The 23,582-nt window shown below is 42.6% G+C and carries 19 protein-coding genes and 1 other RNA gene; 13 read left to right on the forward strand and 7 right to left on the reverse strand.

All coding sequences use genetic code 11. The annotated features are described in order from the left end of the window. Positions 1 to 27 precede the first annotated feature (27 nt). A complete protein-coding gene (locus ACHUFW_RS14290) occupies positions 28 to 1,080 on the forward strand; it encodes a YcjF family protein (protein WP_394204016.1) in 1,053 nt (350 codons plus the stop codon). A gap of 112 nt (positions 1,081 to 1,192) precedes the next feature. Then, entirely contained in the window at positions 1,193 to 2,365 is a 1,173-nt protein-coding gene (locus ACHUFW_RS14295; RefSeq protein ID WP_394204017.1) for a trans-sulfuration enzyme family protein, read from the forward strand. Between the two features lie 44 nt (positions 2,366 to 2,409). Here ACHUFW_RS14295 and ACHUFW_RS14300 read toward each other — a convergent pair whose 3' ends face one another. Continuing rightward, entirely contained in the window at positions 2,410 to 3,798 is a 1,389-nt protein-coding gene (locus ACHUFW_RS14300; RefSeq protein ID WP_394204018.1) for an SLC13 family permease, read from the reverse strand. A 385-nt stretch (positions 3,799 to 4,183) separates the two neighbouring features. Between ACHUFW_RS14300 and ACHUFW_RS14305 the strand changes: the two genes are divergently transcribed. From ACHUFW_RS14305 to ACHUFW_RS14315, 3 genes are all read left to right on the forward strand, one after another. Next, positions 4,184 to 4,480: a ComEA family DNA-binding protein gene (locus ACHUFW_RS14305; RefSeq protein ID WP_394204019.1), complete on the forward strand. Its 297-nt coding sequence runs from the start codon at positions 4,184 to 4,186 to the stop codon at positions 4,478 to 4,480. A 166-nt stretch (positions 4,481 to 4,646) separates the two neighbouring features. Beyond that, positions 4,647 to 4,743: signal recognition particle sRNA small type (gene ffs / locus ACHUFW_RS14310), an RNA gene on the forward strand. 412 nt (positions 4,744 to 5,155) lie between these two features. Continuing rightward, positions 5,156 to 5,344, forward strand: coding sequence for a hypothetical protein (locus ACHUFW_RS14315; RefSeq protein WP_394204020.1), 189 nt, complete (start codon positions 5,156 to 5,158; stop codon positions 5,342 to 5,344). A 69-nt stretch (positions 5,345 to 5,413) separates the two neighbouring features. On the opposite strand, the gene ACHUFW_RS14320 is transcribed toward ACHUFW_RS14315, so the two are convergent. The 6 genes from ACHUFW_RS14320 to dinG all read right to left on the reverse strand — a co-directional run bounded on the left by ACHUFW_RS14320 (position 5,414) and on the right by dinG (position 11,041). Further along, on the reverse strand, positions 5,414 to 5,689 hold the full coding sequence (locus ACHUFW_RS14320) for a late competence development ComFB family protein (RefSeq protein ID WP_394204021.1): 276 nt from the start codon (positions 5,687 to 5,689) through the stop codon (positions 5,414 to 5,416). A gap of 187 nt (positions 5,690 to 5,876) precedes the next feature. Beyond that, a complete protein-coding gene (locus ACHUFW_RS14325) occupies positions 5,877 to 6,791 on the reverse strand; it encodes a histone deacetylase family protein (RefSeq protein ID WP_394204022.1) in 915 nt (304 codons plus the stop codon). Between the two features lies 1 nt (position 6,792). Next, a complete protein-coding gene (locus ACHUFW_RS14330; RefSeq protein ID WP_394204023.1) occupies positions 6,793 to 7,518 on the reverse strand; it encodes a DUF2057 domain-containing protein in 726 nt (241 codons plus the stop codon). Between the two features lie 9 nt (positions 7,519 to 7,527). Further along, on the reverse strand, positions 7,528 to 8,190 hold the full coding sequence (locus ACHUFW_RS14335) for a primosomal replication protein (RefSeq protein WP_394204024.1): 663 nt from the start codon (positions 8,188 to 8,190) through the stop codon (positions 7,528 to 7,530). After that, the gene (locus ACHUFW_RS14340) at positions 8,187 to 8,960 is read right to left on the reverse strand and encodes a sulfite exporter TauE/SafE family protein (RefSeq protein WP_394204025.1); all 774 of its coding nucleotides are present in this window, start codon (positions 8,958 to 8,960) and stop codon (positions 8,187 to 8,189) included. The genes ACHUFW_RS14335 and ACHUFW_RS14340 overlap by 4 nt, the downstream gene beginning before the upstream one ends. Positions 8,961 to 8,968: 8 nt before the next feature. Further along, entirely contained in the window at positions 8,969 to 11,041 is a 2,073-nt protein-coding gene (gene dinG, locus ACHUFW_RS14345) for an ATP-dependent DNA helicase DinG (RefSeq protein ID WP_394204026.1), read from the reverse strand. A gap of 142 nt (positions 11,042 to 11,183) precedes the next feature. Between dinG and ACHUFW_RS14350 the strand changes: the two genes are divergently transcribed. The 8 genes from ACHUFW_RS14350 (at position 11,184) to ACHUFW_RS14385 (ending at position 23,574) form a co-directional block, all read left to right on the forward strand. Continuing rightward, a complete protein-coding gene (locus ACHUFW_RS14350; RefSeq protein ID WP_394204027.1) occupies positions 11,184 to 13,610 on the forward strand; it encodes a DNA polymerase II in 2,427 nt (808 codons plus the stop codon). A 231-nt stretch (positions 13,611 to 13,841) separates the two neighbouring features. Beyond that, positions 13,842 to 15,059 carry a porin gene (locus tag ACHUFW_RS14355; RefSeq protein WP_394204028.1) on the forward strand — a complete coding sequence of 406 codons (1,218 nt, stop codon included), beginning with the start codon at positions 13,842 to 13,844 and terminating at the stop codon, positions 15,057 to 15,059. 674 nt (positions 15,060 to 15,733) lie between these two features. Continuing rightward, positions 15,734 to 18,631: a TonB-dependent receptor domain-containing protein gene (locus ACHUFW_RS14360; RefSeq protein WP_394204029.1), complete on the forward strand. Its 2,898-nt coding sequence runs from the start codon at positions 15,734 to 15,736 to the stop codon at positions 18,629 to 18,631. Between the two features lie 59 nt (positions 18,632 to 18,690). Beyond that, on the forward strand, positions 18,691 to 18,939 hold the full coding sequence (locus ACHUFW_RS14365) for a hypothetical protein (RefSeq protein ID WP_394204030.1): 249 nt from the start codon (positions 18,691 to 18,693) through the stop codon (positions 18,937 to 18,939). A gap of 634 nt (positions 18,940 to 19,573) precedes the next feature. Next, positions 19,574 to 19,855: a hypothetical protein gene (locus ACHUFW_RS14370; protein ID WP_394204031.1), complete on the forward strand. Its 282-nt coding sequence runs from the start codon at positions 19,574 to 19,576 to the stop codon at positions 19,853 to 19,855. Between the two features lie 1,054 nt (positions 19,856 to 20,909). After that, the gene (locus tag ACHUFW_RS14375) at positions 20,910 to 21,692 is read left to right on the forward strand and encodes a DUF3450 domain-containing protein (RefSeq protein WP_394204032.1); all 783 of its coding nucleotides are present in this window, start codon (positions 20,910 to 20,912) and stop codon (positions 21,690 to 21,692) included. After that, a complete protein-coding gene (locus ACHUFW_RS14380; protein ID WP_394204033.1) occupies positions 21,692 to 23,047 on the forward strand; it encodes a MotA/TolQ/ExbB proton channel family protein in 1,356 nt (451 codons plus the stop codon). The genes ACHUFW_RS14375 and ACHUFW_RS14380 overlap by 1 nt, the downstream gene beginning before the upstream one ends. Continuing rightward, on the forward strand, positions 23,047 to 23,574 hold the full coding sequence (locus ACHUFW_RS14385; RefSeq protein ID WP_394204034.1) for a MotA/TolQ/ExbB proton channel family protein: 528 nt from the start codon (positions 23,047 to 23,049) through the stop codon (positions 23,572 to 23,574). Before ACHUFW_RS14380 ends, ACHUFW_RS14385 begins: the two co-directional genes overlap by 1 nt. The last annotated feature ends 8 nt before the right edge of the window (positions 23,575 to 23,582 follow it).

Genomic DNA, 23,582 nt, shown 5'->3' on the forward strand with positions numbered 1-23,582 from the left:
CGAGTTTATAGATTGAGGTAACTATCAATGACCAATGAGCCAATAAAAGCTGCTAAAGTGTTTGAACATCAACAACAAGAGCCAGCTAGTCTAAAAGGTGCAAGTCAATATAATGCCAGTGAATTACTGGATGAAAATACGATAGAAGTCATTGTTGGTGCAGATCCGCAGTCAGTAGAGCAGCTGAAACCACGCAAGCGTAAATGCTCTTTATTAGCGAAACTGGCTATGGCCGGTGTCGGAAGTTTATTGGTCGTGGAGTTGCTGCTGTCTTTATATGGCGCTTGGCAACAAAGCGGTTGGTTATTCGGATTTTATGCCACAGTGATAACCTTAGTGGTGAGTTGGGCCTTATCAATTGCGGTCAAAGAGTGGCGCCAACTTAAACAGCTAAAGAAAGTACAAGATAATCAGCTTATCAGCGAACGCTTATCTCAGAGTATGCAAATGGGCGAAGCGGAGCCATTTATTGATAATCTATTGCAGTACCAAAGTGAGCAAGCTCGTAGCCGTTACGCTAGTCATGTACGAGATGACCATAATGATGCTGAGCGTATTATCTTGTTCGAGCAAACCGTCATAGCACCTGCAGATGAGATCGCTAAAAAGCGGGTTCATAAATATGCAACCGAGTCAGCGTTATTATTGGCTGCAAGTCCAGTCGCCGTATTAGATATGGCTATCATTTTGTGGCGCAATCAGACGATGATTTATGATATCGCCAAATGTTATGGGATTGAACTCGGTTATTGGAGTCGTATTAAACTTATCCGCGCTGTCATCATTAATATTGTTTACGCTGGCACCAGCGAAATAGTCACTGATATTGGTACGCAACTATTGTCGGTTGAAATGACCGGCAAGCTGTCAGCTCGCCTTGCACAGGGGATGGGCGGAGGAATATTAACAGCACGATTAGGTTATCAAGCTATGTCACTATGTCGTCCGGTTAAGTTTTCTGACGATAAACGTCCAAAACTCGCGCATATTCATCGGGAGCTGTTAAGCGAGTTAAAGGATTTTTCGGCGTTAGTATTGGCGAAAAATACCGAACGTAACAAAGATTTTACAAAATCGTAGCTGAAATTTTCTTTAACTAGGTTTACTCAGTTAGATCCACAGTCCAAGTTAGTCTGCACTCGTCACTATCAAAACCAACAACAGACGAGCAACAAGACCTTGGAGAAAATCTATGCAACAACGCTGGAAGCAAGCAACCCAGCTGGTGCACGCCGGACATGAAAAGGATCCGTCAGGCGCATTAGTTAGCCCACTTTATCAAAGTGCAACTTTTACTTTTACCAGTGCAGAGCAGGGAGGACGCCGGTTCGCTGGTGATGAACCTGGATATATCTATACCCGCTTGGGTAATCCAACAACTAATGAGTTAGAGCGTAAACTTGCTGTACTAGAAGGAGCTGAGGCCGCCGCTGCCACCGCTTCTGGTATGGCAGCGGTCTCAACGGCATTGTTAACTCACTTGAGCCAAGGCGATCATATCGTCGCATCCCATGCCGTTTATGGCTGTACCTATTCTTTTCTGACTGAGCATTTACCGCGCTATGGGGTTGAAGTGACTTTAGTGGATTGTAAAGATGCTGACGCGGTAAAAGCGGCAATAACGTCAAAGACGAAAGTATTGTTTTTTGAAACGCCTGTGAATCCGCACCTTGATGTTTATGATATTTCAGCCCTTAGCGCCATCGCACGCCAACAACAGGTGGTTACGATTGTTGATAACACCTTTATGACCCCTTTGCTGCAGCAACCAATAAAATTAGGTGCGGATATGGTGATTCATAGTGCCACTAAATACCTAAACGGCCATGGCGACGTTATTGCTGGCATGATTTGTGGCAGTGAAGCGGTAATTGAAAAAGCCAAGTATGAAGTACTCAAAGACTTTGGTGGAGTGCTGTCGCCACATGATGCTTGGCTAATATTGCGTGGGATGAAGACGCTTGATGTGCGTTTAAGTCGCCACTGCGCAAGTGCACAACGTATTGCTGAGTATCTTCAAAATCATTCTCAAGTCGAAAAAGTTTATTATCCCGGGTTGAATGACCATCAGGGCAATAGCTTAGTTGGCAAACAAATGAAACAAGCTGGTGGAGTGATTGCATTTGAGCTTAGATGTGACTTGGCTGGTTCAATCGCATTTGTGAATCAATTGAAACTGTGGACGATTGCAGTCAGTTTAGGTGATGCCGAGTCGTTGATTCAACATCCGGCGTCTATGACTCATTCTCCATATACTCCTGAGCAGCGGCTGGCAGCAGGTATCAGTGATAATTTGTTGAGAATCTCAGTTGGGTTAGAAGACAGTGAGGACTTAATCGCTGATCTTGAGCAAGCCTTCACCTAATAAAAAAGCGCCAATAGGCGCTTTTTTATTACCTTGATAACAACTTAGAAGCTCCAAAAAGTGTGAGAGATGACATATAGCACTAACATGCTAATAAAGTTGATGATGACACCTGCACGCATCATTTCTGACTGCTTGATATAACCCGAACCATAAACGATGGCATTGGGGGGCGTGGCTACTGGCAACATAAAGGCACATGATGCCGCGATACCGATAAGTACAGATAGCATTACAGGAGATAGCCCCAGAGCTTCGGCAATGGCCGCAAAAACTGGAACTAGCAGGGCAGCACTGGCTGTATTACTGGCAAACTCAGTGAGCATCACAACAAAGAAGATAACTGCTAAGGTAAACAGCGCCATATGAGTATTGCCGAAAATGTCGGTAACCCAATGGGCTAGAAATACACTTGTGCCGGTGGCTTTTAATACCGCACTTAGGGTTAGACCGCCACCAAATAAAATCAACACACCCCAGTCTGTGGTTTTTTCAATTTTTTTCCATTCAACCAACCCCAGTCCTGCTAAAACCACAACGGCACTTAACGCGACAATAGTATCAAATTGGGCAATGCCGCCTAAAGCTGCAGAGATAGGCTTACTAAATATCCAGCAGCAAACCGTAGTTAAAAATACCAACAAAGTAAGCTTGGCAGACAGCGTCATCTTTTGCTGCTGAGATTCAATTTTGCAGCTGACATTTAAGTTAGGTCTAAAGAACAGGTACAGTGCCAGTAGCATTGCAGGTAACATGAGTGCGACTGTGACCAAACCAAACTCTAACCAGTCACTAAAACTCAGACCCGCTTGTGCTGCCGCAATTGCATTAGGTGGGCTACCGACTAGTGTACCGATACCACCGATATTAGCTGAGTAGGCGATACCTAACAGCATAAACAAGTAAGTACTTCTATGCTCTTTGAAGTCCAGCTGTTGCAAAATTCCAAGCGCCAAAGGCAGCATCATCGCCGCAGTTGCGGTATTACTTATCCACATCGACAGCAATGCAGTAATTCCGAATAAGAACATACAGGCTAGGCTTAACTTGCCTTTTGAAGCAGTAAGAACTTGCTGGGCGATTAGCCTGTCGATGCCTTGATGGTTGAGCGCTGCGGCGAGTACAAAACCACCAAAGAACAAGTAAATAATGGGATTGGCGAAGTTACCCATTGCGGCTTTTGTTTCAAACACACCAAGTAATACGGCTAACACGGGTATCATGATAGCGGTAATACTTAAATGGATAGCTTCGGTTAGCCACAATATGGCGGCAAAAATGAGAATAGATAGCCCTGTATTTACCCCAGGTTCAAATGGCAAAAAGTTATATAGCAAAACAAATAAAGCGATATCAGCAAACAAGATGATTAGCTTCTTTTGCTGTTTTGTCACACTGCTACTGGCAGGTTGTTGTGCGGCATCCAACGACATGTAGGGCTCCTTTTTTATTATTTGACGGCCAACATTATCTTAGTGAATTAGTTTCGCAAAACATTTTATTTTGTAATTTTTATGCTATATAAACAAAAGCTTAATAAAATCTTGGTCACATTGCCGATTAAAAGTGTGATGCAGGCTGCTTGTTTTCGATGAGCGTCGATCAACATGGGTTTCAATTTGGTAATTAATCAGGGGATGAAATTGATTTTTGGAATTTTGGTACAGTCAGTTTATGTGATCTGAGTCTGGTTTTTTGTCGGTGTAATATGTTTGTAATCAAAAATTGGCGCTTTGTTTGAGCTTGATCTACCTTATTAATGTGGCCACGGAGAAGGATCGCCGGCCACATTAACCAAATGGAATAAAAGGAGAGATTATGAAAAGCATGCTTTTGTTAGCAGCGCTCGCTGCTGCGTCTATTATTTATACCCCAGTTGAGGCTAAGGATAGCCAAGTAACTGCCGAACAAAGTGTGATTGTACAGCCTGTCAATATTAATACTGCATCGCAATCACAGTTAGCGATACTTAACGGGCTGGGTGAAGTTAAAGCGCAGGCAATTGTCGATTATCGCAGTAAACATGGCGCGTTTACTGATATAAACCAATTGACCAATGTTAAAGGTATCGGCACTAAGTTTATTGAGAAAAACCGCACCAACATTCGACTGTAGCAGTAAAAGCGTCACAAAAGCCCTTTTATGAGGGCTTTTGTTTACAGAATCAGCAGTTAGTCGCTCATTTTTCCACTTACTTAGATAATCACTTGATTGCGTAGTCACCTTAGTAGATAATGCTCGCCGTCTTAAGCAGTAAGCTGCATAAGAATCTATGGTGACCCTAGGGTCCCCCCGCAATGATAACTTGTGAACTCGGCCAGGCCCGGAAGGGAGCAACCGCAGCAGGCGACTCATGTGCCGGGGTGTGGCTCTAGGGGAACCTCCAAATCTCTAAATCTCCAAGTACAAATCCGACTTAGTTTATTTCTGAAGTAATTAATGGGGCTTACTCATCCCGAATTGTAACTCATGAACTCGGCTAGGCCCTGAAGCTAACAACGGCAGCAGGCGACTCATGTGGCTTATATCGTCAATGTGTGGCTCTAGGGGAACCTCCAAATCTCTAAATCTCCAAGTACAAATCCGACTTAGTTTATTTCTGAAGTAATTAATGGGGCTTACTCATCCCGAATTGTAACTCGTGAACTCGGCTAGGCCCGGAAGGGAGCAACCGCAGCAAGGGACTCATGTGGCTTATATCGTCAATGTGTGGGTCTACGGGAACTTCCAAAACTCTAAAACTCTAGATTTCCAAATACAAATCCGACTTAGTTCGTTTCTGAAGAGTTAATGGGGCATACTCATCTCGCCATGTTAACTCGTGAACTCGGCCAGGCCCAGAAGGGAGCAACCGCAGCAGGCGACTCATGTGGCTTATATCGTCAATGTGCGGCTAAAGGGGAATCTCCAAATATTCATTCCCCCATATCAATGACTGAACAACTGACTACCGAAAAGAGTTCGTTATCCGCCTTTTGATTGTAATCACATCGCGTCTCATCACTTAAAAGCAACAGGTTTAAAGTAACAGCTATCGAATAACACGCGCTAACTGGATTCTTGCTCTTTCTTTAAACTGGCTTTTAAAAACGCTCGAGAGCGTTCAAGTGCGGTTTGGATCTCTTCTTTCATCTGTTTTAGTTCGTTATAGTCTTCAAAAAAGTAAGTATCGACTAAGTGACGAATATAGCGTACGGGTAATTGATTGAGCGTCACGCAGCACAAATCTGCTAGGTAGTCTTCCGGTAACTCGTCTAATAATCCTTCATCAGACAATAATTCCATTAGTAGCACTTCATAATAGTTACGAATTTCTAATTGCATAATCACTCCATGAGTTCGTGTTACTTAGTTGTTTATACCAATTAGTATAAACATTTAGTCGCCATTTTGGCGCGTTTTGGGCAGCCTACTTCTCTTTAGAAGGGAATAACCATTATTGCAACTATTCGCCTTGAATTAGTTTGCCAAAAATCGCGCTGAGCAGATCAAACTCTTATACTAATCGGTATTATTTATCAGTTTGCAACCATATTTGTTTAGCAGCAATAAAAAGTTGACTATGCCTGATAGATAATTCTAATGGGTCTTTGCTATAACCGCCGCCAATAACACATGCTATGGGTATTTTATGGTTTTTGGCGAGTGATAAAACTTTCAGATCTCGTTGCAAGATACCTTCAGTTGAAATGGCCAAATGTCCGAGGTCATCGTTTTTGTGGATGTCGACACCGGCATCATAAATGACTAAATCAGGGCGATGCAGGCGCAGTAAGTAACTAAAGACCTGCTCGAGAGTATGTAAATATTCACCATCACTGACTCCCACTTCAAGCCCTATATCATGATCTGAATTTTGTTTTCGGGCTGGGAAGTTATTTTGACAGTGGATGGAGCAGGTAATGATGTCACTTGAATCTTGTGCCATTGCGGCAGTGCCATCTCCTTGGTGAACATCACAGTCGAAAATAAGTACCTTGTATTGGTGCTGCTGATGTATCTGTTGTGCGGCGATAATTAAATCATTGAAAATACAGTAGCCACTGCCAAAGTGATAGTGAGCATGATGATACCCGCCACTTAATTGAATCGCGATACCATGCTGTAGTGCCTGCTGAGCGGCCAATATGGTACCAGATACCGAGTAGCAACTGCGGTTTACGATGGCTTTTGTTTGTGGAAAGCCGATGCGTCTTTCTAGAGATTTTTCTAAGCTTAGCGTCAGCACTTGATCGACGTAGTTGTGGTCGTGGTTTTGATAAAGAATTTGCTTATTAAGTGGTTCTGGTGATAGAAACTGACTGGGCTCAGCAATACCTTTCGCTAATAAATACTGCTGAAGGTGTTGGTATTTAGTTTGTGGGAAACGGTGTTTTGAAGGTAACGCCAGCTGAGAGTAGCTGGCGTGATATACCAAAGGGAACATATTATAGCTGTTTAATTGCCCAGCTCATGAACTCTTTTCGAGTCGCTTCATCAGCTTGTAACCACCAATACTGCAGCATTTGCTCCGCATGGCTAGCATCGCCATTGGCTTTAGTATTTGCAGGTGTCGCTGCTTGTGGCTGCGCTGCTTGAGTTGTTGCTGTCGCAGTTGCGGCAACCGTAGCACTTTGTGGCTTAGGTTTGCTCACTGGGGCCGTCGGTTGACTCGCGACTGCGGCTCCGGTAGCTGCTGCGGCTACAGTATCGATATCTTGACTGTTGCCTCTAGAGAATAAGCTATCGAAGAAACTGTCTTCAGTGTAATCGGTTTGAGTGACCTTATAATTCACAGTACCTTTGTCTTCGCGGGTGATCACTACTTGTGGTGATTTGGCGAAGCTTTTGGGGCGTTTAACCACGCCATCGGCTGGCGCTAACGTGTAGTTATAATCACCGTCTACATCGATAGTGACGATAAAAGGTGAGGATTTAATGAAGCTTTCGCTGTCACTAAAGTCATCTTGAACCATATCATGATATCTAATTGCAATTTTATGTGAGCCTTCAGTTAGGGCTAGATCAGACTGATGGCTAAATAGGCTAGTATCAATCTTTTTACCATCAACAGCTAAATATTCGAAAGCCATAGGTATGGTTAAGTTAGCAGCCATAGCTGATGAGGCACCAAGCAATGCGACGATAGCGGTGATTGGTAGTAGAGATTTCATTGTTGCTCCTTAACGATTGTAACTCTTATATGGACGTTCGAATGCTTGAATGCGATCTTCGATATAGCTAATCGCTTTACGACATTTTCCTAAGCGGCGATGAACTAAAAGTATCTCATTTTGCAGCGCAATTTTGTCAGCACTATGACAGCTTTCTAATTGACTTTGCAAACTTTCAATTTTCTGTTCGAACTTTAAAACCCAGTTATGATGCTTTTTAAGCTCATCATAAAGTTGGTGACTATTATGCATTACCCCAGCGGCTATCCAATCGAAGCCACTATCAGAGTGTGACTGCTGTCGCCTTTTTTTTGCTTTAGCGATTCGAGAGGCTTTAGTCTGCTGTGCTGCTTTTACATCTATATCAGTAGTGCTGAGAGCGCGTTTAACCGCAGTAAAACGATCTTGAATCTGTTCACAAGCAAGCATGATTGTGCCATTAGATATATTGCCTTTGAGCATTTTTTCTAAATGCGCAATACTATTGCTTATCTGCATAATGCATGGGCCTAGCTGAGCACCGGATTGATAAAATAATTGCTCGTTAAACCGTTCAGTGTCTTGCATCAGTTTTTTCTGACTTGCTGGCAAGCGACTGTCGTGCTGCAATACTTCTTGCTCTAATTGCTGCAACTGTTGTCGCAGACGCCGAATGACATCACTATTATTCATGCCCACGCCCCCCAAGCTAGGTTAGCGGCCATCACCACAACAACAGTAATAAATAACGGCTTGATAAATGGGATACCGAATTTTATCGCGGTTCTTGCCCCAACAAATGAACCTAGCATCATGCACAGCCCCATACTTAAGCCAATCATAATATTCACTTGGCCTAAAATAATAAATACGACTAAAGACGTGAGATTACTGATGAGTGTCATCGCCCGCGCTAATCCGCAACTATGTAATATAGGCAGTTTATGCAGCGAAGTACTGCTAATTGTCCAAAAAGCGCCGACACCAGGTCCAGCAAAGCCATCATAGAAACCTAGCGGAAAGCCTTGCAGCCACTGTTTACTTTGTTTGGGGGCTTTGGTCGGCGGACTGCAGTTTTTGCATCCCATAGCATTTGGGTTAAACAAGGTATAAAAGGCAATGGCGATGATTAAAATCGGCAGTAACTTTTCTAGCCATTGAGTATTAATAAGGTACACGGCAAATGTACCAACAATGGCACCAATAAATGTTGCTATTGTCGCGTGGTACCAAAATTTGGGATTAAATAGGTGCTGCCTATAATAGGTGAGGGCAGCCATTGAGGAGCCAAAACTGGCCGCCAGCTTGTTGGTCCCTAGGGCGATATGTGGTGGCACGCCCAACGATAACAAAGCTGGAATTGACAATAGCCCACCGCCGCCGGCAACAGCATCTATAAACCCAGCGAAAAAACCCACAGCAATAATAATGGCCCAGCTGCTTGGTTCAATTAAAAGCTCCAAATACTTTCCTACTCTATTACGCGGCGAAAAGGGGGTAGACCATCTAAAAGCGACTTTCCATATCTCTTAGTGACTAGGCGACGGTCTAAAATGGTAATGCGCCCGTAATCTTGCTCTTTACGAAGTAACCTACCACAACTTTGAATAAGTTTACGCGAAGCATCAGGAATTGTAAGTTGTAAAAAGGGATTTCCACCTTTTATCTTAATATATTCAGCATGAGCCTGCTCAACTGGCGAAGTCGGCACGGCAAATGGTAGTTTAGTGATGATAAGGTTGGTGAGGTAATCGCCAGGCAAATCGAGTCCTTCGGAAAAACTACCGGTACCAAAAATGATACTGACGTTGTCGCTGTCTATTTTTTGCTTATGTTGCTGGAGAATCTCTTGTCGTGACAGTTCGCCTTGGACCAAAATTTGGCTATTTACTTTAGGGCGAACGATATCAGCGACTTTTTCCATCTGCCAATAGGAAGCAAATAAGACTAATGTGGCTTGTTCCCCTTCAATGTGCATTAAGATCTGTTCCGCTAATTCGTCAGTGTAGCGGTCATCTGTTGGTTCAGTGCGCATCTTGGGGATAAATAAAGTGGCGTTTTGTTCAAAATCAAATGGGGAGTCCATAGCTAAATAGCGACTTCCGTCATTGATTGACAGCCCCACCTGATGGGTGAAGTGATTAAAGTTATTTAGGGCACGCAAAGTCGCACTGCATAATACGACTCCAGCAGCTTTCTCCCAAAGCAAGGTTTCTAGCATAAACCCGACTTCGATGGGGGAGGCGCTAAATAGGTAATCGCTTTGCTTACCGGTAAGTTGCTCAACCCATCGAGCCATTGGCGCCCCTTTGCTGCTGTCCTCTTTCGCCATCATCTTCCACAACTTGGTCAGACTCTCAAGACGCTGCAACATAAAGCCTGTTTCGCTTAGTAGCTGCTCTGATTGATGTTTCGGAAGCTCGCCATCTTTAATTGATTCATTGAGTAACACCAGCATTTTGTTAAATTGCTTAAGTGCTTGGTTCGAACTGGTGGCGAGATTTTCTGCAAAACGTAATAGATTGTCTGGCAGTTTTCCGTGTTCAAAACGAATGCGGCTTTCAGGATTATCAAAGCGGCTTTGTTGACTGTCACAATATTGAGCTACTTGATTAAGTGTACTGGTAAGGTCAACGATATGATCTTGCATCGCCTGAGAAGGCGAGATGATATGCGTACTCTTTAATTGGTTTTGTAGTTTTGCACTGGTTTTATTAATTTTTTCAAGCCAATCAATTGCCCCTCTTAAGGTTGATTGAGCGCTAGAAAAGTCTCTGGCAACAACAGGTAAATGATGAGCCTCGTCTATAATGTAATAGAGATCTTCAGGTTCTGGAAGGATCACGCCGCCACCTAACTCTAAGTCGGCAAATAGCAAGCTATGGTTAGCAATCAAAACATCCCAGTTATCGATATCTTCACGCGCTTTGTGGAATGGGCAATGGCGATGATTAGCTAATTGACGATGACAGCTATGTTTATCACAAGCTATTTGCTGCCAAATATGGTCAGCTATGGGGGTAGATAAGGTATCACGTTCTCCATTCCAACGGCCTTCATGAAAATCCTTTTTAAGTTGCTGCAATTCTTCTATCTGGCTGGTGTCAGGTTTAGTTTGCCACATGGCCATTTGGGTGCCGTCATCACCACCTATCAGCATGTCTAACTTGGCTAAACAAACATATCGCTGACGCCCCTTAACCAACCCAAAGGTAAAATCTAATCCAGAATGTTGCAAAAAGAACGGCAGGTCCTTATTGAGCAATTGCTCCTGCAACGCGACTGTTGCTGTCGCAATACAGATTTTTTTCTTGCTTGCGAGTCCAAGTGGAATCGCGCCTAAAATATAGGCTAATGACTTACCAATACCAGTACCGGCTTCAACAACAATGATGCGGCGATGTTTGTCATACTCACCCGCAAGCGTCTTTGATATTTCAGCGACAATATAGTTTTGCTCTCGGCGGGAACGAAAGTTAGGTAGGGCATTGGCAATCGATTTATAGATAGTGCGAATTTCAGTTTTTACGTTGGCCGATAGCATTCAGAGTACAAAGCAGGTAAATAGAGCTGTACATAATAACAGTGATTACTTAGCCTAAGAAGTGAAATGTGGCATTTTACTGGTAATTTACTCGGTATTAGAAACTTGCTGAAGATAAGACAAGCAAAAAGGGTTGATGGTGATGTTAAGTAGTGAGCTTGGGGCGGCAGTGCAACTGAAAGGTCGCATTCTGTCCCGTCATCTCGTTCCTAATACAATGGGTGGCGCGGATATACACATTTATATCCAGACAGATACCGGCCCAGTGCGTGCGGAACTGTCCCATGTCGACTTGGTGTGTTTTTGTGCTGAGCAACATGCTGCCAAGATAAAAACTATCCCCGGTTGTCAAAGCGTGACTGTAAAGCCTGTAGCGCTTCAATCATTTAATCATGAACCTGTAGCGGCGATTTACTGTAAAAATAGCCAAACTCATCGCAGTTTAATGCGCGGTGCGATTGATTTGGGCATTGCCTTATTTGAGAGTGAAGTTCGCCCCGAGCATCGATTTCTTATTGAGCGTTTTATTGCAATGGATATTGAAGTGATTGGTCAGCGTATGGCTAATATCGACACCACCGCGAGAGTCCAAGTTAATCGTGCCAGGAAAACAGATATCGCCATTAACTTAAGTGTGGTTTCACTGGATTTTGAGTGCGCAATGGATGGTGAGCTTTATAGCGTTGCACTTTATGGTCAAGATAGGCATGGCAATGAGCTTAAGCACATTATCATGGTTGACCCCGATAGTCTGATGAGCTCGAACGACCATGGCGAGCAATCATTGGCCAATGCGATGAGGCAGCAGGTGGAGCAAGTTGCCAGTGAACATTTACTTATCGAGGCGCTGATACGTTGGTTTAATCATTATGATCCTGACGTCATTATCGGCTGGGCAGTGGTGACATTTGACTTGGCGTTACTGTTTCGCCGCGCAAGGGCTTTGAACATTCCACTGATTATTGGCCGAGCAGGTAGTGAACTTAGCTGGAAGGTTGCCGATAAATTTCGACCTGAGACGCTGGTCCTGCCGGGACGGGTAGTTCTAGATGGCATTGATTGGTTGAAAGCCGCATTTTATCAGTTTGATAGTTATTCACTAGAGAGTGTGTCACAAAAGCTATTAGGTGAGGGTAAGGCTATCACTAATGTGACTAGCCGCGCTGGTGAAATCAATACGATGTTTAGTGAAGATAAATGGTCACTTGCGCACTATAACCTTACTGACTGCAGACTGGTATGGGATATTTTTAAGCACACGGATCTACTTGAATTCGCACTTGAGCGTGCTCGAATGACTGGGTTAGAGCTCGGGCGAGTAGGTGCTTCGGTCGCGGCATTTAACAATCTCTATCTGCCACATCTGCACCGAGCTGGCTACGTTGCTCCGAGCGAACCCGCGAGTGATGGTATTGAGAGTCCCGGTGGTTATGTCATGGACTCTATACCAGGGTTATATCGCAATATTATTGTGTTGGACTTTAAAAGTTTGTACCCCTCAATTATTCGTACTTTTTTGATCGACCCTAAAGGGCTCGTTGAAGCGGCGAAGGGGCAACAAAGCAATACGGTTGCTGGGTTTTTAGGGGCAGAGTTTAGCCGCAATGCACCAATATTGCCGGAGTTAATTAAAGAGCTAACCGATAAACGCGAGCTGGCTAAGCGTGATGGTAATAATCCGTTATCACAGGCGATAAAAATTATAATGAACTCGCTTTATGGTGTTCTGGGTTCTAGAGGCTGCGTATTTCATGATGCTAAGCTTGCCAGTTCTATCACCCTACGCGGGCACCAAATTATGCAGCAAACCAAAGCATGGATTGAAGAGGCGGGTTATCAGGTTATCTATGGCGACACCGATTCGACTTTTGTGTGGATTGAACAGGAGTCAGATCCTGAAAAAATTGCATCGATAGCCTCGCGTTTAGTTGAACAGGTAAATAACCGTTGGCAACAAAAGCTATCTGAAGAGTTTCAATTGCCTAGTTTTCTTGAATTGGAGTTTGAGCAACATTATCAGCAATTTTTAATGCCTACTCTAAGAGGTAGTGAGCTTGGTTCGAAAAAACGTTACGTTGGCGCCTATATTGATAGCGATGGTGAGTTGCAAATTAACTTTAAAGGCATGGAGCAAGTAAGAAGTGACTGGAGTCCGCTTGCCAAAGAAGTTCAGTTGGCACTGTATCAGCGTCTATTTAGTCAGCAAGATCCAGTGGACTATCTAAAACAGGTTGCTCAATCACTGTTTGCTGGTGACCTTGAAGATAAGTTGGTTTTCAGTAAACGACTGCGCCGCAACGCTGAAGACTATACCGCTATGGCTGTGCGCCATGTTAAAGCTGCAATGTTGGCTTATGAGGCAAGTGGTGAACAGCGATATCTAAAAAAAGGCACCAAAATAGACTATGTGATCACAACCCAAGGTGCACAACCGCTACAATATATAACCTCGCCGATAAATTACGACTATTACCTCGATAAGCAGATAAAACCGATTGCTGATCCTGTGCTCTCAATATTGAAACTAAATTTCAGTGAACTGACTTCAAACCAAATGTCGTTAATTTAGCTCGATAAAGTTTAAGTTCGTCTTGATGAAATGTTAAAATTTGGTGCAAGTGTTGGTGTGTAAGGGTTTATCTAGTTAATCTGATGATAAAGTATCCTTTTTTTGTGACATTCGTCTTTGAGGGCTTGCTAATCTTTTGCTAACCTCAGTTTCAGTTAGGAGTGAAATGAAACAACGGAATGGACATAAGTATAATTACGCAAACTGAAAACAGACAAGGTTAGGCATCACATGAAAAAGAGTTTAATAGCGACGGCGCTTTCTGCTGTCATTTTTGTTCCAGCGGCATCTGCAATCGAGATCTATAAAGATGATAAGAATGCAGTCGAGATCGGTGGTTATGTTGATGCACGTATTATCAACACCCAAGGCGACACTGAAGTAGTAAACGGCGCTTCTCGCATTAACTTTGGCTTTACTCGTGAAATGAGTGATGGCTGGAAAGCGTTTACCAAACTTGAGTGGGGTGTAAATCCATTCGGTAATTCAGAAATCGTTTACAGTAGTGAAAGTAACTTTGAATCTCAAAGCAGTGACTTTCTTAATAACCGTTTAGGTTATGTTGGTCTAGCCCATGACGTCTACGGTAGCCTAACTATCGGTAAGCAATGGGGTGCATGGTACGATGTTGTGTACAACACCAACATGGGCTTTGTATGGGATGGTAACGCTTCTGGTACTTACACCTATAACAAAGCAGATGGTGCAATCAACGGTACAGGTCGTGGTGACAAGACTGTGCAGTACCGTAATGCCTTTGGTGATTTCAGTTTTGCACTTCAAGCTCAGCTGAAGCAAAACTCGTTCACTATCATCGAAAGTGATGTTGATGGTCAGAATCCATTCCCACAAAAAGATTTTAATGTTACTAATGCATTAGCAGCATCTACAACTGGCGAAGCAGTAACAGAAGTTGAGTACAACTACACCTATGGTGGTTCAGCAACTTATGCTGTGACTGAAAAGCTGACACTAACAGCTGGTTTTAACTTCGGTGAATTTGACGCAGTTACCTCTAAAGGTGAGCGTTTTACCGAAACTGACTATATCTACGGTGCAGGTATCACTTGGGGTAGCTGGGACGGCGCAGGTTTATATGCAGCGGCTAACGTCAACAAAAACGAATTCCACGATACTGATAACCTAGGTCGTATGATTCCTGAGTCAGTGGGTATCGAAACGCTGGTTTCTTACAAATTCGACAACGGCCTTAAGCCTTTTGTTTCTTACAACATGCTTGAAGCTGGAGATGAGTACAAAGCACAATACAACGGTGATGTATTCAAGCGTCAATTTGTTGTAGCTGGTTTGCACTATGGTTGGGATGCAAACACGGTACTATACATTGAAGGTCGTAAAGATTTCAGTGACTTTAAGGGCTCTGAAGAAGCAGCAATGTCAATTACTGAAGATGACGGCGTAGCAATCGGTATCCGTTACTACATGTAAGATACTTATTTGAAGTGACAACATAGTTCACTTTAAGTCTTTTTAAAAAGCCCACACTACGCAAGTAGTGTGGGCTTTTTGTCTCCAATCATTAGATCGACCCTCTCATCCAATAAAGTTTCGTGCATTTTAATTGAAAGCTTGACTCTTTAGGTCATTTTTAAACAGGTGCGTGTTTAAAGCTAGCTTATTGCAAGTTGCTCAATTATCGATTGGGTAACTAGTCAATAGCTTGAGGATTCTGTGTTTACCATCGAATAACAGACGCTTGTGTACAAGTAAGTTTACATTGAGTTAACAAATGTCATTTTGATCGGAACTGCAATTCTAGGCCTACTTTGTATCGGAAAATACCAACGTCACTCAGGTTAATCTCTATAGTTTGGTAAAAACTAATATTGCTTTACGTAGACTTAATAATGTATTGACCGCATTTTCAGGGAATTATCCATATTAATAATTCGACTATTAGATTTCTATTCTATGTTTCTTTTTTAATCTATGTGGTCTTTAAATACTCACTTGTTACAGCTCAAAAGCCCTCTTTGTAAAAAAATGGATGCAAATGTTGAAAAAATGTATCCAATGTGATTTATTTGGTTGCAGGAATCGCAAGTGTTTCCTTTTTGTAACATTTGCATTTCTTATAAAAATATAAAAGTCCAGGGAGAAACATGATGTATAAGAATAGCTTTCTAGCTAATTCAGTGCGATTTGCGCTGGTTAGCGGTGCTGCTGCAGCTGCGTTTACTGCCCCAACAGTGTACGCTGCTGAGGAAGAGAAAGTAGAGCGAATAGAGGTAACTGGTTCGAGAATTAAACGAACTGATATGGAAGGGGCAAACCCTGTTACCACTATCGATGCTGCTGCAATCGAAAAAATGAGCGTAAATAACGTTGGTGACCTACTTCAAAACCTAACGTCTTCAGCGGGTGCTGCGGTAAATACTCAAACTAACAACGGTGGTGACTCGAGTACTCGTTTCTCACTACGTGGTATTGGCTCTGAGCGTACTTTAGTATTGATTAATGGTCGTCGTGTCGTTGCCGGTGGTGGGGGTGCGAACTCTTCTGTCGACTTGAACACAATTCCTACTGCGATTGTTAAACGTGTTGAAATTCTGAAAGATGGTGCGTCAGCAACATACGGTTCAGATGCGATTGCAGGTGTTGTTAACATTATTACCAAAAATGATTTTGAAGGCTTTGAGCTTAAGCTAAATTATGGCGGTAGTGATAAAGGCGATGCGAAAACTAAAGGTGTAGATGTTACTTTTGGTGCTGAAAGTGATCGCGGTAATGTTGTCGTTGCGCTAGGTTATAGTGACCAAGGTGATGCATTCATGGGCGATCGTTCGTTCTCTGAGTATGAGCTACGCGCATATGAAGATGGTACGACACAACAAGGTGGTTCTTCTGCGCCACCATGGGTAAACGCTAATACAGCTGATGGCCGTGTGACTCGCGGACCTGAGTATGGAGATTGGAGAGCTTATGATGGTTCGACTGATTCATACAACTATAACCCAGTAAACTATCTACAAACACCAAGCAAGCGTCGCTACGCTTCGGTATTTGCAAACTACACATTAGGTGAATTTGGTTTCTTAGGTGAGGTTAACTCATTTGCTGAAGCTAACTATGTGCAAACAACCGGTAACCGATTAATTGCGCCTGAGCCTCTAGCGCCATTAGTTTTCTTCGGTTCTCCAGCACCTTATTCGCCAAATAACTATTACAACCATACAATGGGTCCTAAGGACGCGAACGGAAATGCTTATGAAATAGCAGACTGGCGTCGTCGTATGTTGGAAACTGGTGGTCGTGCTAATGAGCGTGATTATAAGACCTTCCGCACAGCTGTAGGTTTCAACGGTGTATTCACAAACGGTTGGGATTGGGAAGTTTCATATGTATGGGGTCAAAGTGACTCTGTAGAAAAAGCACAAGGTTACTTCAACCTAGATCGTGTTGCAGAAGCTGTAGGTCCAACTGGTTGGTTAGACGGTAATGGAAACCTTATTGTTGATGGTAACGGCGATGCTGTTGTCGATGCAGCTGGTGACCAGCTTGTATGTTTGGATGCTGATGGTGGTGTTATCGCGGGTTGTGTACCGTTAAATATCTTTGGTACGCCAGGTTCTGATGACCAAATCTCGCAAGATATGCTTCAGTATATTTCTGGTGATTACAACACCACTGAAACAGGTCAGAATAAGCAAGAAGTTATTTCTGCAATCGTTTCAGGTGATTTATTTGACCTACCAGCAGGTTCTGTTGGATTTGCGGCAGGTTACGAGCACCGCACAGAATCAGGGTCTTACACACCAGACTCACTTATTCTTCAAGGTATTACTACAGCAGGTTCTGCAGTAGGTACTAGTGGTGGATATCAAGTACAAGAGTTCTTCGGTGAGGTGATTGTACCTATTCTTTCTGATGCGCCTTTTGCGCATATGTTGGATTTTGAAGCTGCTGTACGTTATTCAGATTATGACACCTTTGGTGACAATACTAGTGGTAAGCTAGGCGTTAAGTGGATGCCAGTTGAGTCGTTAATGGTTCGTGCGACATTATCTGAAGCGTTCCGTGCACCAACAACATCTGATCTATTTGGTGGTGCGTCAGTTGGTTTCCCTGAAGCAATCGATCCATGTGACGGTAATTTCTATACTGATGCAGAATATGCTGCAATTAAAGCATCACCTAACTGGGCAAATTGTACAGGTACAGGTGTTCCAGTCGACGGATACGATTCAGGCGGTGTTGAGCAGATCCCAACTAACGGCGGTGGTTCAGAAAACTGGAATGGCGCAGTTACGTTAACGCCAGAAACTGCAGACGTATTAACTGTTGGTCTAGTATTTAACCCTGACTTCATTGAAAACTTTTCAATGAGTGTTGATTACTGGAAAATTGAGTTGGAAAACGCAATTTCAACAGTGGGTACTCAAACTCGTTTAGATGGCTGTTTCAATTCAGGTGAATACTGTGAAACTATTACTCGTTTTGGTGCTGATAGTGCTGCAGCCGGTGGTATCATTACAGTAGATAACTATACTGTTAACGTTGGTGGAATTGACACTGCTGGTGTAGATTTCGACTTCCGTTATACACTTGAATCTGGTTTTGGTGATTGGGGCTTCGGTCTTGATGGTACCTACCTTCTTCAGTATGACAAGTACCTAGCTGATGGTTCAGTGATCGATCATGTTGGTCGTTTCGAAGGCAACCATGATGGCATGTTTGCTGAGTGGAAGACTAACTTCACCATTAACTGGTCTATTGCAGACTTCGATACATCATTGATTACGCGTTATATCAGTGGCGTAACTGAAACAGAAGCTGGTTGGTGGACTGACCCATTCGAGCGTGACGTTGATTCGAATGTTGTTGTTGATTTCCAAACTAACTATGCATTCAATGATCACCTAACGCTTACTGCGGGTGTTGATAACGTCTTTGATGAAGAGCCACCATTTGTTTACTCTGCTTTCGGAGCTAACACAGATGTATCTACATACGATGTTATTGGACGAACCATCTATGTAAGAGCTGGTATTAGATTCTAAAATATAGTGATGTACAAAGGGCGCTTAGCGCCCTTTTTTATTGGACCAAGGAGATAGGTATGAAGAAGTTATTGATTTTATCATTGTTTTTATTTGCCGGCTGTGAATCATCACAAGATATGTTCAAGAACCAGCAAGATGACGGAGAGATGGCAATTGCGGGTATTCATTGTGAGATGATGTCGCGAACAGGGTCGAATAGAAAAACGAAAGTATGCAGAACCACCGAACAAATAGAAAAGGAAAAAAGGGAAGCTTACAATTCTTTGAATCGCAAACAAAGAACGGGCTATACCTCAAACAACTAGCTGAATTACCTGAACCGTAATTAGGGGAGACAGTAAACAACTGGACAGAAAGCAATGGAATTATTGAAGCTTGAAGTCCACTAAATCTTTCTATTTACGGGTTTAAACCACCTGCTTTTATAGGTGGTTACTATTGAAGCTTCTTTTAGTATATAGCCCATGATTTAATGTCTTATTTTGAAGAACTACTGAATTAAAGAAACTATTGTACATCGATTAATTTGTGAGATATCACATCGTTAAAATGACCTACGTACAGTATCAATAGATTAGAAGTTATTATTGAAAGGTATGTAGCGTTCTGTAACCGCCTTGAGTTGTAAGTTACGGATTTTTATTAAGTTATTTATAATGTTATGTTTTAAATTAACGAGTTGCTTTCAGAAGTATGGTTGTGTCTCGGCTGTTAGGTAAAGTTACCTATAAAGAAGCTCAAAAAGGCTAGCAATTTAGGTTATACGGATATTAATGCAGCCCAAAGAATTTACATAATAGTGGGTTTTCAGTTCCGAGGCTAAGTTGAAAAGTCGCAACCGTCACAGTTTGATTCGAAGTAGATTGGGCCCTTCTTAAACGGGCTATCACAAAGCCCCTTGCAATGAGGCGGCTTCTTTACTTGACCAAGGAGATAGGTATGAAAAAGCTGTTGATTTTAACGTTGTTTTTCTTTGTAGGCTGCGAGTCTTCGCAGGATATGTTTAAAAGTCAGGGTGACGATGGTGAAATGATATTAGCTGGTATTCATTGTGAAATGATGTCACGTACAGGGACGAATAGAAAAACCAAAGTATGTCGGACCACCGAGCAGATGAAAAAAGACCAAGAGAACGCGTATAGTTCTTTAAATAGAAAGCAAAGAACTGGTTATACTGTACCTAGAGAGGGAGGCTTCTCTGAAACAAGAAATAGCCTTTAAAATAAGTACCAGCTCCAACGCCTTTTAAGCCCTAGGTTACTAGGGCTTTTTTGATACTTATAGTTTGACGCTTTATAAAACGATAAAGGTGGCTTTACTCTAAGTGCCAAGGTCTACTGGCCGCGCTAACTTAGCAATAACACCGATTTAATTTCCTTTTAGCTTGATTTAATTTAGTTGAAACTAAGCGTTATACTTTACTTCACGATCATGCCTGTATCGCCTTCTAATTTTAAATGGTCAAATAGTTAACTGTAAACCTATAAGCTTGGAGTTACTCTGCTTCTTTGCGAGAGCGGTTTGCTTATCGGCTATAGTCGAAATTTTGGAAGCTTTACAGAGAACAATAAACTGCTACAAAAGCTTGAAACTGCTTATCGAATTAAACTCTAGCTGTCGACTTTTATCATATCAATATCAAATAGTGTTAGCCTGCTTTTAGAACGTCTGATTAACCTTCTGGACAGACCTCTTAAAGTGCATATTTCCCAAATCTTTTAATTTAGTTCATTAACTTCTAAGCGTTTCAATGCACTAGGAAATCTGCATGAAAATTATATGAATCTGGCTAAGGCTGATGGTGTTTATTGTTTGCATGTAAATTATTGATTATTCGAGGCGTTATGATAAATCTTATGTTTACTACGCATGTTATATGCATGTTGTTAATATTATGTTAACTCATGCCTGTTTTGAACGTTGGTTTTAGTTATTTTTAATCAGTAAGTTAGTGTTAAGTTGGGTTTTTCTTGTTACATAAGTTACCACGATCAGCAATATGCTTTTGGTCAAAAAAGGCGCTTTTAACCATTTTTAGTAACTAAAGTCTGATTTCTACTACTTTTAGGCATTTTCAAATGTTGACACAGGTCAACATTTTGTGAAATGATGCCTGCGGGTCTACATCTTCGGAGGTGTAGAAAAGGGAAGATAATAATTAACAATCACAAGAGAAATACACACTTATAGCCGTGGCAGTCTTGCAGAATAAGCAGAAACCACTGGTTAATTATAAGTTAAACCTTTTATTTTCACTTCAAATTGGTTGGGAACTATGTCCAAGGTAAGCAATAGAACTAAAATCGCTACAGCGCTCGTTGGAGCTCTGGCCTTAGCAGGCAGTAACTTAGTGGTTGCAGATCCACTCTCTGATCTTCAGAAGGCGGATTCAAAAATTCATCAAGATGCAGCAGCATCTCAAGAGAAAGTTAATAAGTATTTCGACCAAGCGCAAGATATGGCGTTTGAGTACGCTCAAGTAGCCGATACTCGTGAGTCAGTTAAATCTTATAATGACTATGTAGCTGGATTAGTTGCAGACCAAGAAGCAACAATGAAACTGATCCAAGATGATATCGATGGCGTTGATAAGCTTCGCCAAGGTGTTGTTCCATTAATGTTTAAAATGGTAGATGCACTTGAGCAATTTATTGCTTTAGATCTTCCATTCAACCTAGAAGCTCGCCAAGAGCGTGTACAGCGTTTACGCGATATCTTAAACACTGCTGAAGTTACCCTAGCTGAAAAGTATCGTCTTATCCTTGATGCTTATAACATCGAGCGTGAATACGGTACTAAGCTTAACGCGCAAACAGGCCAGCTTCAGTTAGACGGTAAAGAGATCCTAGTTGATTTCTTAAACTTCGGTCGTGTAGCGCTTTACGCTCAGAGCCAAGACCAAAAACAAGCTTGGATGTACAACGCAGACACAAAAGCATGGGACAAGTTAGAAGCGACTTATCTTCGTAACTTGAACAAAGCAATCAAACAAGCAAGGGGTCAAGGTGCTCCTGATATGTTTGCACTACCAATCCCTGCTGCGGAGGCTGCGCAATAATGAAAAAGTTTATCTCTACAGCAATCGTTGCTGCCACTCTTTCTCTAACTTCTGGCATGGTTAGCGCTGCTGATGCACCTAAAACTATTGACCAACTGTTAAAGCAAGTTCAAACGGATCGTGCAAACGCTGCTAAAACTAATAAAAACCGTGAAGCTGAATTCCGCGCAGAGCGTGGTGATAAAGCTGCACTTCTTAAGCGTGAAAAAGCGGCACTAGCTGCTGAAGAGCAACGCGGTAAAGATCTTGCACAAGCTTTCACTGATAACGAGCGTAAAATTGCGCAGTTAGAAGAAGACCGTAAAATTGCTCAAGGTGACTTGGGTGAAATGTTCGGTGTTGTTAAAGGTGAAGCCGGTGACTTCGCGGGTAAGCTAGTTGCGTCAAACGTAACTGCTCAATTCCCAGGTCGTGACCAGTTCATCGCAGAGCTTGGTGCTCGTAAAGAACTACCAAAAATTGATGAGCTAGAAAAATTCTGGGAAGCACAGCTTTTCGAAATGGCTGAGTCAGGTAAAGTTGTATCTTTCGATGCATCAGTGACTGGTCTTGATGGCGGTGTTAAGAACACAACTGTTACCCGTGTTGGTGCGTATAACCTACTTGCTGATGGCGAGTACGTTGTGTACAACGCAGACCTTGGTCTAATTCAACAACTTTCTCAACAGCCTGGCGGTGAGCAAGTTGCAAGTGTTAAATCGTTTGGTCAAGCAACTTCTGGCTATGAAAAGCTGTTTGTTGACCCTGCGCGTGGTGTTCTACTAAGCGTATTCACTCAAAAAGCAACCATTGAAGAGCGTATCGAAGCTGGTGGTCCAATTGGTTATATCATTATTGGTCTATTGGTTCTTGGTGCTCTAATCTCAATCGAGCGTCTAATTACACTATACTTAGTAGGTGCTAAAGTTAATGCTCAGCGTAAAAACATTGATAATCCAGGTAACAACCCACTAGGTCGTATCCTGACTACTTATCAAGAAAACAAAGACGTTGACGTTGAAACGCTTGAGCTTAAGCTTGATGAAGCGATTCTAAAAGAAACGCCTGCACTTGAAACTCGTATCTCTATCATCAAGGTTCTAGCGGCTATCGCACCTATGATGGGTCTACTAGGTACAGTAACCGGTATGATTGCAACCTTCCAAACAATTCAATTGTTCGGTACAGGTGACCCACGCTTGATGGCTGGTGGTATCTCTATGGCATTGATGACTACGGTACAAGGTCTAGTTGCTGCACTACCACTAATGTTGATGCACGCGATTGTTATTGCACGTAGCAAGTCTGTCGTACAAGTGCTTGAAGAGCAAAGTGCAGGCATTGTTGCAGCGCACGCTGAGAAGAGGAACGCCTAATGATGCTATACCTGATGGACATCTGGGATTCCGTCAGGGGCTTCATGGCCACCGGGGGCGACGTCCTCTGGTTGGTAGCGGCAGTGCTATTTATCATGTGGGTGTTAATGCTTGAGCGCTATTGGTACTTAAATTTAATTGCGCCAAAAGAGCACAAGAACATTATCAAAGCATGGCAAGACAGAGAGGATTCTACCTCCTGGTATGCACACCGTATCCGTGAAGCTTGGGTATCCCAAGCGAAACAAGATATGAATGCTCGTATGCTGATTATCAAAACTCTAGTAGCCACATGTCCAATGATTGGTCTACTAGGTACCGTAACCGGTATGATACAGGTATTCGATGTGATGGCAGTACATGGTACGAGTAACGCTCGTATGATGGCAGCTGGTATTTCAATGGCCACCATGCCTACTATGGCAGGAATGGTAGCGGCACTATCTGGAGTATTTTTTAGTACTCGACTAGATGCAAAAATGAAAATCAGTTTAGAAAAGCTAAAAGATAGCTTGCCACACCACTAGAGAGAGTA

This window comes from Shewanella waksmanii (genome assembly GCF_043643685.1).
Taxonomy (GTDB): Bacteria; Pseudomonadota; Gammaproteobacteria; order Enterobacterales; family Shewanellaceae; genus Shewanella; species Shewanella waksmanii_A.

What these genes read in the sequence shown, in the direction of transcription:
- ACHUFW_RS14290 (WP_394204016.1), top strand. Translation starts at nt 28, where the DNA reads ATGACCAATGAGCCAATAAAAGCTGCTAAAGTGTTTGAACATCAACAA.
- ACHUFW_RS14295 (WP_394204017.1), top strand. Translation starts at nt 1,193, where the DNA reads ATGCAACAACGCTGGAAGCAAGCAACCCAGCTGGTGCACGCCGGACAT.
- ACHUFW_RS14300 (WP_394204018.1), bottom strand. Translation starts at nt 3,798, where the DNA reads ATGTCGTTGGATGCCGCACAACAACCTGCCAGTAGCAGTGTGACAAAA.
- ACHUFW_RS14305 (WP_394204019.1), top strand. Translation starts at nt 4,184, where the DNA reads ATGAAAAGCATGCTTTTGTTAGCAGCGCTCGCTGCTGCGTCTATTATT.
- ACHUFW_RS14315 (WP_394204020.1), top strand. Translation starts at nt 5,156, where the DNA reads ATGGGGCATACTCATCTCGCCATGTTAACTCGTGAACTCGGCCAGGCC.
- ACHUFW_RS14320 (WP_394204021.1), bottom strand. Translation starts at nt 5,689, where the DNA reads ATGCAATTAGAAATTCGTAACTATTATGAAGTGCTACTAATGGAATTA.
- ACHUFW_RS14325 (WP_394204022.1), bottom strand. Translation starts at nt 6,791, where the DNA reads ATGTTCCCTTTGGTATATCACGCCAGCTACTCTCAGCTGGCGTTACCT.
- ACHUFW_RS14330 (WP_394204023.1), bottom strand. Translation starts at nt 7,518, where the DNA reads ATGAAATCTCTACTACCAATCACCGCTATCGTCGCATTGCTTGGTGCC.
- ACHUFW_RS14335 (WP_394204024.1), bottom strand. Translation starts at nt 8,190, where the DNA reads ATGAATAATAGTGATGTCATTCGGCGTCTGCGACAACAGTTGCAGCAA.
- dinG (WP_394204026.1), bottom strand. Translation starts at nt 11,041, where the DNA reads ATGCTATCGGCCAACGTAAAAACTGAAATTCGCACTATCTATAAATCG.
- ACHUFW_RS14350 (WP_394204027.1), top strand. Translation starts at nt 11,184, where the DNA reads ATGTTAAGTAGTGAGCTTGGGGCGGCAGTGCAACTGAAAGGTCGCATT.
- ACHUFW_RS14355 (WP_394204028.1), top strand. Translation starts at nt 13,842, where the DNA reads ATGAAAAAGAGTTTAATAGCGACGGCGCTTTCTGCTGTCATTTTTGTT.
- ACHUFW_RS14360 (WP_394204029.1), top strand. Translation starts at nt 15,734, where the DNA reads ATGATGTATAAGAATAGCTTTCTAGCTAATTCAGTGCGATTTGCGCTG.
- ACHUFW_RS14365 (WP_394204030.1), top strand. Translation starts at nt 18,691, where the DNA reads ATGAAGAAGTTATTGATTTTATCATTGTTTTTATTTGCCGGCTGTGAA.
- ACHUFW_RS14370 (WP_394204031.1), top strand. Translation starts at nt 19,574, where the DNA reads ATGAAAAAGCTGTTGATTTTAACGTTGTTTTTCTTTGTAGGCTGCGAG.
- ACHUFW_RS14375 (WP_394204032.1), top strand. Translation starts at nt 20,910, where the DNA reads ATGTCCAAGGTAAGCAATAGAACTAAAATCGCTACAGCGCTCGTTGGA.
- ACHUFW_RS14380 (WP_394204033.1), top strand. Translation starts at nt 21,692, where the DNA reads ATGAAAAAGTTTATCTCTACAGCAATCGTTGCTGCCACTCTTTCTCTA.
- ACHUFW_RS14385 (WP_394204034.1), top strand. Translation starts at nt 23,047, where the DNA reads ATGATGCTATACCTGATGGACATCTGGGATTCCGTCAGGGGCTTCATG.